This window comes from Methylobacterium sp. 1030, assembly GCF_040544715.1.
Classification (GTDB): Bacteria; Pseudomonadota; Alphaproteobacteria; order Rhizobiales; family Beijerinckiaceae; genus Methylobacterium.
The window spans coordinates 1-12,837 of record NZ_JBEPKM010000016.1; the positions used below are offsets into that span (position 1 = coordinate 1).

The 12,837-nt window shown below is 74.2% G+C and carries 8 protein-coding genes and 1 tRNA gene; 5 read left to right on the top strand and 4 right to left on the bottom strand.

What is annotated here, in order from left to right:
• Positions 1-10: 10 nt before the first annotated feature.
• The 4 genes from ABIC30_RS22185 (at position 11) to ABIC30_RS22200 (ending at position 7,282) form a co-directional block, all read left to right on the top strand.
• Positions 11-87 (top strand) — tRNA-Met (locus ABIC30_RS22185).
• Positions 88-522: 435 nt separating this feature from the next.
• On the top strand, positions 523-2,481 hold the full coding sequence (locus ABIC30_RS22190) for an autotransporter assembly complex protein TamA (RefSeq protein ID WP_020094095.1): 1,959 nt from the start codon (positions 523-525) through the stop codon (positions 2,479-2,481).
• Positions 2,482-6,834, top strand: coding sequence for a translocation/assembly module TamB domain-containing protein (locus ABIC30_RS22195; protein WP_354456092.1), 4,353 nt, complete (start codon positions 2,482-2,484; stop codon positions 6,832-6,834). It abuts the gene before it with no gap.
• Between the two features lie 130 nt (positions 6,835-6,964).
• Positions 6,965-7,282, top strand: coding sequence for an HPr family phosphocarrier protein (locus ABIC30_RS22200; RefSeq protein ID WP_020094097.1), 318 nt, complete (start codon positions 6,965-6,967; stop codon positions 7,280-7,282).
• Between the two features lie 3 nt (positions 7,283-7,285).
• Here ABIC30_RS22200 and ABIC30_RS22205 read toward each other — a convergent pair whose 3' ends face one another.
• The 4 genes from ABIC30_RS22205 to ABIC30_RS22220 all read right to left on the bottom strand — a co-directional run bounded on the left by ABIC30_RS22205 (position 7,286) and on the right by ABIC30_RS22220 (position 11,761).
• On the bottom strand, positions 7,286-8,005 hold the full coding sequence (locus ABIC30_RS22205) for an endonuclease III domain-containing protein (protein WP_026605075.1): 720 nt from the start codon (positions 8,003-8,005) through the stop codon (positions 7,286-7,288).
• Between the two features lie 73 nt (positions 8,006-8,078).
• Positions 8,079-8,966, bottom strand: coding sequence for a GNAT family N-acetyltransferase (locus ABIC30_RS22210; RefSeq protein ID WP_020094099.1), 888 nt, complete (start codon positions 8,964-8,966; stop codon positions 8,079-8,081).
• A gap of 104 nt (positions 8,967-9,070) precedes the next feature.
• Entirely contained in the window at positions 9,071-10,177 is a 1,107-nt protein-coding gene (locus tag ABIC30_RS22215; RefSeq protein WP_042672494.1) for a CobW family GTP-binding protein, read from the bottom strand.
• Positions 10,178-10,243: 66 nt separating this feature from the next.
• Positions 10,244-11,761, bottom strand: coding sequence for a D-alanyl-D-alanine carboxypeptidase family protein (locus tag ABIC30_RS22220; protein ID WP_354456093.1), 1,518 nt, complete (start codon positions 11,759-11,761; stop codon positions 10,244-10,246).
• 270 nt (positions 11,762-12,031) lie between these two features.
• Here ABIC30_RS22220 and queE point away from each other — a divergent pair, with 270 nt between their 5' ends.
• Entirely contained in the window at positions 12,032-12,664 is a 633-nt protein-coding gene (gene queE / locus ABIC30_RS22225; protein WP_354456118.1) for a 7-carboxy-7-deazaguanine synthase, read from the top strand.
• The last annotated feature ends 173 nt before the right edge of the window (positions 12,665-12,837 follow it).

Genomic DNA, 12,837 nt, shown 5'->3' on the forward strand with positions numbered 1-12,837 from the left:
ACAGACTTGGCGCGGGGTGGAGCAGCCCGGTAGCTCGTCAGGCTCATAACCTGAAGGTCACAGGTTCAAATCCTGTCCCCGCAACCAAATCCGACGCACAGAACCCGCCGCGCTTAACAGCGCGGCGGGTTCTGCGTTGTGGCAGTAAGTCGCGTGGACCCGCTCGTGGCGCGGACACGCTCCGGAACACGGCCTGCCCTCCGCGAGGGGAGGGGAGTCCGAGCACCGCGCCGCCCCGGGTTCGCGGTCTGTGCCGCCTGCATCACGCGCGTCGGAGCCCGTCGTTGACCAGCCTCATCGCGAGCGGCCGAACCGGTTCCCGGGCGCGGTCCCCGGGCCGCGACCTTGGCGGTGTTGGCCTCGCAGGCACCTGGCCTTAAGATGCGGTGGGGTACGTCGTGATACGGCGTGAGGGGGGAGCGGCAATGATCTCACAGGCAGGCGGCACGGCCGACCTCGATCGGAGCTGAAGAGCGCGGTTTGCGCGTCTCCGCTCCCTCTCATCGTGCGGCCCGCCCGGTGATGCGTCGCGCATCGCCGCCGAGGCTGGTCGCCCTGGCCCTGACCCTGCTCATCGCCGTGGGGACTCAACCCGCGCGTGCCTTCGACCTGTTCGGCCTGTTCGGCAGCGAGCCGGAGCCGCCGCCACCGAGCGCGACGGCGCTTCCGTACACGCTGCGGATCACCGGCACGGACGATTCCGACGTGCTGCGGGCCCTGCAGGACACGTCCACCCTCTATCGCCTGCGTCAGGAGCCGCCGCCCGACGGCGAGGGCCTGCTGCGCCGGGCCGAGACCGATCGCGCCAAGCTCGCCGACGTCCTGTCGGGCTACGGCTACTATCAGGGAACGGTCACGATCCGGATCGACGGCGCGCCGGTGCCGGGCCAGGCGGCGTCGGCGGTCGGTGCCGCGGAGGCGTGGCGCAACCGCGGCCTCGTCCCGGTGCGGATCGCGGTCGATCTCGGGCCCCTCTACCAGCTGCGCCGGATCACCGTGCGCGATCCGGCGGGCAACCCGTTCCCGGACTCCGCGCTACCCGCGCGGGTCACCCGCGTCGACGACGACGTTCCCGCGCGCTCGGCCACGGTGCTGGCGCGGGAAGCGCAGATCGTCGACCAGTTCCGCGCGCAGGGCCATCCCTTCGCCAAGGTGATCGCGCGCGACCCCGTGGTGGACGATTCCGCCCACGTCATGGACGTGACCTTCACGGTGGCGCCGGGCCCGGTGGCCGGACTCGGCCCGGTCGCCATCAGCGGAGCGCCGGGCATCGACCCGGCCACCATCCGCTCCTTCATCTACGCCGAGCCGGGCGACCCGTACTCGCCCCAGGCGGTGGCGGCGATCCGCCGGTCGGTGGCGCGGATCGAGGGGATCGGCGGCGTGCGGGTCCGCGAGGGCACGACCCTCGACGCCGACGGGAACCTGCCGCTGTTCGTCGCGGTCACCGAGCGCGAGCGCAACCTCGTGGGCGTCTCGGCGCGCTACTCCACCGTCGACGGGCCGGGCGTGCGGGCCTACTACGCCAACCGCAACCTGTTCGGTGGCGGCGAGTCCTTCAGGGTGGACGCCGACATCTACTACCTGGGCCTCGGGAACGACCCGTTCGCCAACCAGCGCAAGCTCGCGGGGATCGGCACGAACGGCCTCGGCGGCCGCCTCTCTGCGACCTACGTCCAGCCGGCCCTGTGGGGGACGCGCAACGACTTTCTCGCCAACGCCTTCATCACCCGCGAGGTGCAGCAGAGCTACCTCGTGGATGGCGGGGGCGTCTCGGGGGCGATCCGCCACCGGTTCTCGGACACGTTCTCGGCGCAGATCGGGCTCGACGCGCAGGCGGGCCGGTCGAAGGACGCCCTCGGCACGGTCAATTACCGGCTGATCGGCGTGCCGGCCTCGGTGACCTACGATTCCACCGACAGCCTCCTCGACCCGACCCGGGGCGTCCGGGCCATCGCGTCGCTGGCGGTCTATCCCGGCGCGATCTCCTCGCCCGGCATCGTCGTGGCCAAGGCGCAGGGATCGACCTACTACGCCCTGGACGACGAGGCCCGCGTGATCCTGGCCGGCCGCGTCGGCTTCGGCTCGGTCTCGGGCGCGCCGCTGGGGGAGATCCCCGACAATTTCAGGTTCTTCGCGGGCGGCGGCGGCTCGGTCCGCGGCTACCCGTACCGGACCCTCGGGCCGATCGGTCCCTTCAACCTGCCGATCGGCGGCCGCAGCCTGCTGGAGGCCTCGCTCGAGGCGCGCATCAAGGTCACCGACACGATCGGCGTCGTGCCGTTCTTCGACGCGGGCACCGCCTTCGCCTCGGCGACGCCGGATTTCGATGAGAAGATCCGCAAATCCGTGGGCATCGGCCTGCGCTACTACACCGGCATCGGGCCGATCCGCGCGGACGTCGCCTTCCCGCTCGACCCCTACAAGGGCGGACACGTGCGTCCCGCCGTCCTGTATCTCAGCCTGGGGCAGGCGTTCTGAATGGTGTTCCGAACCGGACTCACGCCGCGCACCGCGCGTCCGACCGCCCGTCCCGGCCGGTGGAGCCTGGCGCTCGTCCTGGTCTGCCTCGCCCTGCTGCCCTGGACCCTCGCGGCGACGCGCGCCGACGAGGGCGACAAGTCCGTCCTCGGCGGCCTCCTGTCCCGCGCCCTGTCGACGCCCTCGTCGCGGGTGGCGATCGGCGCCATCGACGGCGCCCTGTCCTCGGACGCGACCATCCGGGACGTGGCGATCAGCGACCGCGACGGCGTCTGGCTGAAGCTCGACCGGGCCCGCATCGTCTGGCGGCGGCTGGCCCTCCTGTCGGGACGGCTGGAGGTCGACAGCCTCGAGATCGGGCATCTCGACGTGCTGCGCCGGCCGATACCCGGACCGCCGCCGCCCGAGGCCAAGCCCGACGGGCGGCTCCTCCCGGACCTGCCGGTCAAGGTCGAGATCAAGGGCTTCAAGCTGGCCGAGCTGACCCTGGGCGAGGCGGTGGCCGGGCAGCCGGCGCGGCTGTCGGCGGAGGGCCGGGCGAAGCTCGGCGCCGCCAGCGAGGGGCTCGACCTGCAGGCGAGGGCGCAGCGCCTCGACGCGCCGGGCCGCTTCCTGCTGTCGCTGCTGTTCGTGCCGAACGGCGAGCGGCTGGAACTCAAGGCGAACCTGGTCGAGCCGGCGGGCGGCCTGCTCTCGAAGGCCGCCAACCTGCCCGGCACCCCGCCGATCGACTTCGCGCTCGACGGGACCGGGACACTGGATGCCTGGGGGGCCAAGCTCGACTTCACGGCCGGTCCCGACATCGGCGCCAGGGGCGGGGCGAAGATCTCCCGCATCGGGGCCGAGCGGCGCCTCGCCCTCGACCTCGCGGCCCGGATCGAGGGGCTGATGCCCGGTCCGGCGGCGGCGGTCTTCGCCGGCACCACTAAGCTCGACGGCGGCCTCGCCTTCGCGGATAGCGGCGCCTTCCGGATCGACCGGCTGGAGCTGACCTCCCGCACGGCGCGCCTGACGGCCGGCGGCAGCCTCACCCGCGACCGGATCGCCGACCTGACGCTGCAGGCGCGCGCCCTGCCGACGGAGGGCGACGTCACCCGGGCCGGCGAGGCCGAGATCGGCAAGCTCGTCTTCGACGGCAGCCTCAAGGGACCGCTGGCGGCGCCCACCGTCCGGGGCCGTCTCGACGCGGCCGCCCTGCGCAGCCGCGATTCCAGCCTCGACCGGATCGAGGCCAGCCTCGGCATCGACCCGCAGGGCGAGCCGTCGGCGCAGCGTTTCGCCATCGCGGCGGACGGCCGGGTCGACGGGCTGAAGCTCGCCGACCCGGCCCTGCGTCGGGCGATCGGCAGCCGGGCCACCGTGACGCTCCGGGCCTCGGCCGGCGCCGACGGCGTTCTCGATATCGCGGCGCTCAACCTCGATTCCGACACGGCGCGGGCCGCCTATGCCGGCCGGGTCGGCCAGAACACCCTGACCGGCACCGTGGACGCGGCGCTGCCGGACCTCTCCGTCTTCTCGGGCCTCGCGGGCCAGGGTCTCGCGGGCAGCCTCGACGCCAAGGCGCGGCTCAGCGGCGATCCGGCGCGCAAGGCCGTCGCCGCCGACCTCGCCGTGACGACGAGCGGCGTCGTCACCGGGGTCCGGGCGGCCGACCGCACCCTCGGCCCCGCGCCGAGCCTCCAGGGGCGCGTCTCCCAGACCTTCGACGGGTACGGCTTCGACCATCTGCGCCTGGAAGGCTCCGGCGTCACCGCGACCCTGCAGGGCGAGGCGACGGCGACCCGCGCGGACGTCACCGGCAGGATCGACCTCAAGAGCCTCGCGGATCTCGACGGGCGCCTCACCGGCAGGGCGGGCGTCGACGCGCGCCTGACCGGATCCCTCGAGCATCCGGACGTGACCGCGACCCTGACGGCGCCCTCCGCCACGGCGGCCGGCAAGCCGATCCGGGACCTGCGCGTCGAGGCGGTCCTGCGGGACGCGCTCCTCGCGCCGGACGGCACGGTCCGGCTCGGCGGCGATGTCGGCGGCAAGCCGCTGACCGGCGGCGCGCACCTCGCGCGCGTCGGCGGGGACTGGGTCCTCGACCGGCTCGGCCTCGATCTCGGCTCGGTCTCCGTCGCCGGCCAGGCGACGGTCGCGGCCGACACGTGGCTGTCGGCCGGCGCACTCACCGTGCGGGCCGGCGACCTGACGGACATCGCGCCCCTGGTCCCGGAACCGGTCGCGGGCCGCCTCAACGCCGCACTGACCCTCGCCCGCGACGGCGGGCGCCAGGACGTGACCGTCCGCGCCACCGGGGCCGGTCTCCGCTACGGCGAGACCGCCCTCGCGCGGCTCGACGCGGACCTCTCGGGACGCGACCTGCGCGCCCACCCGGTCCTCGACGGGCGCATCGAGGCCGACCGGCTCGTGGCCGCCGGCCAGCAGGTCGACACGATCCGGCTCCTCGCGAACGGCACGCCCGCCTTCAGCGACGTGAGCCTCACCGCCCGGGCGCGCGGCTTCACGCTCGACGGCGCCGCGCGGGTCGTCCCGGCCGCGGACACGCGGATCGAGATCCAGCGCCTGTCGGCGGCCCGCGGCAACGACCGCTTCGCCCTCACCGGGCCGGCGGCGATCACCCTCCGGGACGGCGGCGCGGTGATCGACGGCCTGTCGATCGCGGCGGGCTCCGGCCGCGTCACGGTCGCGGGCCGCGCCGGGCGGGATCTCGACCTCAAGGTGGCGATCCGGTCGCTGCCCCTGTCGCTCGCCCGGATCGCCGCACCGAGCCTCGCCCTCTCGGGGACCCTGGACGGGGAGGCGGATCTCCGCGGCCCCGCGACGCGGCCGGAGGGGCGCTACGCGGTCAGCGTCGCCAAGCTCGTTGCCCCGCAGACGCGGCAGGCCGGCTTGCCGGCGATCGACGCGACCGCCAAGGGCACGCTGTCGGACGGGCAGGCGAGCCTGGACGGGCGGGTCACGGCCGGGCGCGGCGTCGCCCTGACGGTCTCCGGGTCGCTGCCCGTGGAGGCCGGGGGTCCGCTGGACCTGCGCGCGCGCGGGACGCTCGACGCCGCCCTCGCCAATTCCCTCCTGAGCGTCGGCGGCCAGAGCGTCACCGGCAAGATCGCCATCGACGGCGGCGTCACCGGCACGCTCGCGGCGCCGCGGGCCCAGGGCGCGGCGGTGCTGAGCGGCGGGAGCTTCACCGATCCGCTGAACGGGCTCCGCTTCACCGGGATCGAGGGTCGCGTCACCGGCCGCGGCGACAGCGTCGTGGTCGAGCGCCTGACCGCGACCGCCCGCAACGGCGGTCAGGTCTCCGTAACCGGCCGCGTCTCCCTCGCGCCCGACTTCCCGGGCAATTTCCACGTCGTCGCCGACAAGGCCGAACTCGTCTCGAGCCCTCTGATGACGGCCGTGTCGAGCGTCGACATCACGCTGGCGGGGCCGCTGGCGCGGACGCCGCGGATCGCCGGCCGGGTGAACGTCGTGTCGATCGACGTCGCGGTTCCGGACCGGCTGCCGGCCACTATCCGGCCGCTGCCGGGCGTCCGCCACGTCAACACGCCGCCGGCCCTGAAGGCGCGCCTGGCGCAGCGGGCGGAGCGGAAGGCCGCGACCCGGTCCGGGCGACGGGGCGGGAAGCCGGCCGTCCCGTTCGACGCCACCCTCGACGTGACGATCGACGCGCCGAGCCGCATCTTCGTGCGCGGGCGCGGCATCGACGCGGAACTCGGCGGTGCGCTGCGCGTCACCGGCACCTCCGCGTCGCCCAACGCCAACGGCGCGTTCTCGCTGCGGCGCGGACAGTTCGAGCTCGTCGGCCAGCGCCTGGATTTCAGCCGCGGCCGGCTGACCTTCGCCGGCAGCCTGACCACGCCGGAGCTCGATTTCGTCGCCGAGACCAAGGCCACCGACGTGACCGCCCGCATCGCGGTCTCGGGCTTCGCGGACGCGCCGCAATTCTCCCTGACCTCGGATCCGGTCCTGCCGCAGGACGAGATCCTGTCGCGGATCCTGTTCAAGAAGGCCTCGGCCGGCCTGTCGCCGTTCCAGGCGCTGCAGCTCGCCCAGGCGGTCGCCCAGCTCTCGGGGGGCGCCGCCGGTCCGGACGTGTTCGAGCAGGCGCGCAAGAGCCTCGGCCTCGACAGCCTCGACGTCTCCACCGGCGCGAGCGGCGGGCCGGCGATCGGCGCCTCGCGCTACATCTCGGATCGGGTCAGCGTCGGCGTGAAGGCCGGGGCGAAGCCCGCCGACACCGCCGTCGGGGTCGACTTCGACGTCACCCGCCGGATCAAGCTGAAGGGCGAGGCCGGGACCGACGGCCGCACCAGCCTCGGCGTCGGCGCCGAGTACGAGTGGTAGCCGGCACGGTCACACAGCCGCCCGTTCCACCGCGCCCGCGGGGCTGCGGGATCGACACGCCCGGTCAATGGTTTAGGTTCGGGACGAGCGGCCGCCAGGGCCGCCGATCGGGCGGGAAACACCACGGGCGATGGACGAGCTTTTCGAGACCGATGACGATCCGCCGGTTCCGGAGGGCGGCCTTATCCGCAAGCTCCCGATCATCAACAGGCGGGGCCTCCACGCCCGCGCCTCCGCGAAGTTCGTGCAGACCGTGGAGCGCTACGACGCCGCCGTGACGGTCACCCGGGCCGGCGAGACAGTCGGCGGACGCTCGATCATGGGCCTGCTGACGCTCGGCGCCGCCATGGGCACACGCATCGCCGTCACCGCCGTCGGCCCGGACGCGGAGAGCTGCCTCGACGCCATCGAGGCCCTGCTGGCCAACCGCTTCGGCGAGGACGAGTAGCGTCTAGGCCGTCGCCTTGCCCGGCCACGCGCACAGGTCGGAGACCGGGCACCGGGGGCAGGCGGGCTTCCGGGCCGTGCAGGTGTCGCGCCCGTGCCGGAACAGCCAGACATGGGCGTTGTCCTTGAACGCGTCCGGCACGACTCGGGCGAGGCCGTCGGCCACCGCGTCGACGGTCGCGGCCGGGGCGAGGGGGATCCGGTTCGCGATCCGGAAGATGTGGGTGTCGACCGCGATCACCGGCTCGTGGAAGGCGAAGTTCGCCGTGACCTCGGCGCTCTTCCGGCCGATCCCCGGCAGGCGGCGCATCTCCGCGGCGCTGCGCGGGACGGCGCCGCCGTGCTCCGCGAGCAGGACCGCCGACAGCCTGACGATGTTGCGCGCCTTGGAGGGCCCGAGCCCGACCGGCCGGACGATCTCGGTGATCCGGGCCTCCCCCAGGGCCGCCATGGCGGCGGGATCGCGGGCCTCGGCGAACAGCGCGTCCGCGATCCGCGAGACGGTCGGGCCGGTGGACTGGGCCGAGAGCAGCACGGTCACGAGCAGGCGGAACGGGTCGGTGCGGTCGAATCCGGCCTTCGGATCCGGGTCCCGCTCGGCGAGGCGCGCGAGGATGGCGGCCACCCGGTCGGCCTCGCCCGCCCCGCGCGAGCGCGGCACAGTCTGTGCGGCCGCCTTCCGGCGCGGAGCGGGTCGAACGCCGTGGGGCAGGTCGCGGGTCATGTCGGCCAGCTAGGGTTCGCCGCCCCCGTCGACAGGCGCCCCGGACGCGGCGGATTGACCGCTCACCGACCACTCAGGCCCGGGCGCGGCGCCAGGGCACCGCGTTGGCGCCGGCGCACAGGTGGAGCGTCCCGGCGACCACCGCGCCGGCCCGCCGGCGGAACTCGACCCGCAGCGCGCCGCGGCGGGCGAACAGCCGGGTGACCACACGCACCAGCGACGCCTCGGCCGGATCGGCGATGATCGGCCGCGCGGCCGTGCGGGCGTCGAGGGCGAGGAAGGTCTCGACGGCGTCGCGGACCGCTTCCGGCTCGGTGACGGCGAGCATCTCGGTCTCCGCGGGCTCCCAGCCCTCGGGACGCACGCCGAGCAGGTTCCCGGCCGGGATCGGCCGGGAACGCGCCGGGCGGCTGGCCGCCAGGACGGGGCGCCGCGGCTCCGGATCCGGGGCGGGTGCGGACTGGCCGACGAGTCGGAGCGGGCGGCGCAGCGCCCCGAGCCGCTCCCGCAGCGCCCGGTCGACGGCCTCCGCGGCCGCGCGCTCCACGAGGGCAGCCGCGTCGGGCTCGGCGAGCTGCCAGGGCCGGGCGCGGCGGCCCCAGACCGGATGCGGCATCGCCAGCGGGACCACGCCGCGCAGGGTCTCGTGGCCGTCGCGCGCGTCGCGGCTCCAGGCGAGGGCGACGGCGACGGGACGACCGGCCGGGCGGTGCTGGGCGAGCGGGAGAAGGTGGTCCGGGTCGCGCAGCGGGTCGGTCACCGCGTTGCGCACCAGCATGGCCCGCCACGCGGCGACGGAGGCCGCGTCGACGGCACCGGGTCGCCGCAGATCGACCCGCCAGGTCCCGGTCTCGGCGCCGTCCTCGGCGCCGTCCTCGGCACCGGCTCCGGCTTCCGGATCCGCCGCGCGGTCCGGCCGCTCGGTGAGCCCGCCCTGTATCACGGTGAAGCGTCGCGCCATCCGCGTGTCCTGCCTCTCGACGACCCGTCCCGATCCGGGACGATCCGGCGCCTCCGGGGCGCCCTTCGCGTCGAGGGCTTCAAGGACGGTGCCGACCGCCGGCGTCAGGGGCCGGGGATCGCCAGGGGATTGTCGGTCAGGGCGGCGGCATCCGGCGCGTCGACCCGGGGGCGGCCGAGGAAGGCGTCCCAGAGCTGGCGCACGAAGGCCGGATCGAGGTCGCGCAGGATCAGGACGAGGCGCGAGGTGTGGTCGGGATCCGGCCAGGCCGGCAGGGTGACCGGCGCGTGGAACACGTGCTGGACGCCGTGGACGACGAGGGGCCGCTCGGGATCGTCGGCGAGGGCGACGAGGCCCTTGAGCCGGAGCAGCTTCGGCCCGTGGCCGGAGCGCAGGAGATCCATGAACATCTCGAAGGCGGGGCGCGGCACGGGCGCCGCGCTGGTCAGGCAGATCGCCCGGATCGACGCGTCGTGGCGGTTCACGTCGGCGTGGCGGTGATGCGCCTGCTCCAGCGCCGCGTCGCCGAGCCACGCGCGCACGTCGGCGGTCTTGCCGTCGAGGCCGAACAGGCCGCCGAGGAGCGTGTCCGCGGGGGCGTCGGGCGCGACGATCGGGGCGGCCGGGTTGAGCGCCGCGAGGCGCGCGCGGATCCCCGAGAGGTCGCCCGCGAGGTCGGCCTTGGTCAGCACGATCCGGTCGGCGACCGCGGCCTGCCGCAGGGCTTCCGGATGGGCGTCGAGGGTCGCGGCGCCGGTGGACGCGTCCACCACCGTCACCACGGCCTGGAGACGGTACCGCAGCACCAGATAGGGATGGTAGATCAGCGCGTGCAGGATCGGCGCCGGATCGGCGAGGCCCGTCGTCTCGATCACGACCCGGCGGAACGGCCGGATCCGGCCGTTGTCGCGCTTGCGCAGCAGATCCTCAAGGGTCGCGATCAGGTCGCCCCGCACCGTGCAGCACAGGCAGCCGGCGCCGAGCAGGATCATGTCCTCGTCGACGGTCTCGATCAGCAGGTGGTCCAGGCCGATCTCGCCGAACTCGTTGACGATCACCACCGTGTCGGCGAGCGCGGGATCGCGCAGCAGCCGGTTCAGCAGGGTGGTCTTCCCGGCTCCGAGGAAGCCGGTGAGCACGGTCAGCGGGATGGGCTCCGGGCGGCGCGGGTCCGGAGCGGGGGCGGGGGTCTCTGACAGAGGCGGCGACATGGGCGACGAAGTGGGGTGTGGCGGCCTCCGCGGCAACGCGGCGGTGCGCCGAGCACCGGAGTGGGCCTACTCGTCGGCCGCCGCCTTCTTGGCGGCCGGCTTCCTGGCCGGAGCCTTCGCGGCCGCCTTGTGGGACGCCGTATCGGCCTTGGCGGGCACCGGCTTGTGGGCGGCCGCCTTCGGAGCCGGCTTGGTCAGGCCCTTCCCGGGCTTGGCCTCCGGCATCCCGGGCGTGACGTCCGACGTGTAGGCGCTGGCGTTCCGCGGCACGCCGTGGCCCGGCTTCGCGGCGACCTTGGGAGCGGATTTGGCGGCCGCCTTCGCGGCCTCGGCGCGCTCCAGGCGCGCCGCGCGCGCCTGCTTGGCCGCCTCGAGGGCCGCCGCGCGCTTGGCCTTGGCGGCCTCCAGCTTGGCGGCGCGGGTGTTGGCGGCGGCGGCCTTCTGCTCGGCCTCCTGCGCCTCGAGGATCTGCTGGCCCTCGGCCGGGTTGCGACCGACCCAGACGGCGATCGGCTGGAGCGGCGCCCGCGGCGGCAGGGACCGCGCCCGGAGGGCCGGGTTGGAGAACGCGGCGAGCGCCAGCGCCGGCGAGTTCGCCGCCGAGCCGCCGATCAGCTGCGCGGCCGAACCGGGGGCGCTCAGCGCGCCGGGACCGTCCTCGATGGCCGGGGGCTTCTTGCCGCCGCACACGAAGGGACGCATGTCCGGCGGCGCCGGGATCGCGGAGGCCGGCAGCGCGTCGAGGGTCGGGCTGGTCCAGCCGGCGCTCTGGCCGAAGGCGTAGTCGAACAGGTCGGCGGTCTTCACGTCGCGCTCGCGCGGGGTCGGCTGCCCCATCACGATGGTGACGATCCGCCGGCCGTTGCGCGTGGCGGTCGCCACGACGTTGAAACCGCCCGAGCAGATGAAGCCGGTCTTCATCCCGTCCGTGCCGGGATAGCGCCCGAGCAGGCCGTTGTGGTTCGCCATCACGGCGCGGCCGAACTGGATCGCCGAGATCGAGAACAGGTCGTGGGAATCCGGGAAGTCGCGGATCAGCGCCCGGGCGAGGACCGCCATGTCGCGGGCGGAGGTCCACTGGCGCGGGTCGGGCAGGCCGTTCGGGTTGAACCAGCGGCTGTCGTGCATGCCGATCCGCTGCCCGGTCTCGTTCATCAGCGCGGCGAAGTTCTCGACGGATCCCCCGAGCGACTCGCCGATCGCGTAGGCGACGTCGTTCGCCGACTTGACCATGATGATCTTCAGGGCGTTGTCGAGGGTGAGCTGCGTCCCCGGCCTAAAGCCCATCTTCGAGGGCGGCTCGGCGGCGGCGGCGGCCGAGATGGTGATCATCGAGTCGAGCGAGACCTTGCCCTGGCGGACGAGGTCCAGGGCGACGTAGGTCGTCATCAGCTTCGTGATCGAGGCCGGGTACCAGGGATCGGTCGGCGCCTGCGCGTAGATGACCTTGCCCGAATCCACGTCGGCCACGAGGATCGGCACCGTCACGGCGTTCGCGGCGCCGATCCCGACCAGGTCTGCCCCGAGCAGACCCGTCAGCGCCGCAAGCCCGACGGTGAGGCGTCGGTAGAGAGAAGAGGACATTCGAGCCCGACTCGTCAGAGGATCGCCTGGATCGACGCCCTGGGGGCGTCGGATTTCCGGCCGGCCAGCCGGAGAGCGGCGCAACCCGGACGGCCGAAAGGCGATCGCCGGACTGCATCTCGGCATGAACGAGCCTACCGTGGCAAGAGCAAGGCGAGATCACATCGCGGGTCTGCACGGCGCGGTTGTCGGTGGCCCGCGCGGGCGGCACGGCTTATGTGCAGGCCGGGCGCGCAAGCCGGATCGCGCGCGACGGTGACTGGGACGGTTGTGGCTTACGCGGTCAAGGAGATCTTCCACACGCTCCAGGGCGAGGGCGCGCAGGCGGGCCGTGCCGCCGTGTTCTGCCGGTTCGCCGGATGCAACCTCTGGTCCGGGCGCGAGGCCGATCGCGCCGCCGCGGCCTGCCGGTTCTGCGACACCGATTTCGTCGGGATGGACGGGGAGGGCGGCGGGCGCTTCGCGGATGCGGCCTCCCTCGCCGACGCGATCGCCGCCACCTGGGCGGGCGGCACCGCGAACCGCTACGTTGTCTTCACCGGCGGCGAGCCGCTGCTCCAGCTCGACACGCCGCTGATCGAGGCCGTCCACGCGGCCGGGTTCGAGATCGCCATCGAGACCAACGGCACGCTGCCGGCGCCCCCGGGGATCGACTGGATCTGCGTCAGCCCGAAGGGGAGCAACGCCCTCGCACAGGTCTCCGGCCACGAGCTGAAGCTCGTCTACCCGCAGGCGGATGCCGATCCCGCGGCCTTCGTGGAACTCGACTTCCAGCACCGCTTCCTCCAGCCCATGGACGGCCCCGACCGGGTCGCCAGCACCGAGGCGGCGATCGCCTATTGCCGCCGGGACGCCCGCTGGCGGCTCTCGCTGCAGACCCACAAGATGATCGGCATTCCCTGAGAGGCCTGGATTCGGTCCCGGGATTGGGTTCGGACGAAGTGATCGCCAAGCCGGTGCCGCACGAGGCGCCGGTCCCCTCTCCCGTGCGGGAGAGGGACAGGGTGAGGGATCAGGGCCATCCGGACGCGTCGCGGCCTGTCGGCAACCCGAGAGCGCGCCTGATCTTGAAGCTT

Excerpts from the sequence above, each read along its gene's own strand:
- ABIC30_RS22195 (WP_354456092.1), top strand. The coding sequence starts at position 2,482 with ATGGTGTTCCGAACCGGACTCACGCCGCGCACCGCGCGTCCGACCGCC.
- ABIC30_RS22210 (WP_020094099.1), bottom strand. The coding sequence starts at position 8,966 with ATGGCGCGACGCTTCACCGTGATACAGGGCGGGCTCACCGAGCGGCCG.
- ABIC30_RS22205 (WP_026605075.1), bottom strand. The coding sequence starts at position 8,005 with ATGACCCGCGACCTGCCCCACGGCGTTCGACCCGCTCCGCGCCGGAAG.
- ABIC30_RS22200 (WP_020094097.1), top strand. The coding sequence starts at position 6,965 with ATGGACGAGCTTTTCGAGACCGATGACGATCCGCCGGTTCCGGAGGGC.
- ABIC30_RS22220 (WP_354456093.1), bottom strand. The coding sequence starts at position 11,761 with ATGTCCTCTTCTCTCTACCGACGCCTCACCGTCGGGCTTGCGGCGCTG.
- ABIC30_RS22215 (WP_042672494.1), bottom strand. The coding sequence starts at position 10,177 with ATGTCGCCGCCTCTGTCAGAGACCCCCGCCCCCGCTCCGGACCCGCGC.
- ABIC30_RS22190 (WP_020094095.1), top strand. The coding sequence starts at position 523 with ATGCGTCGCGCATCGCCGCCGAGGCTGGTCGCCCTGGCCCTGACCCTG.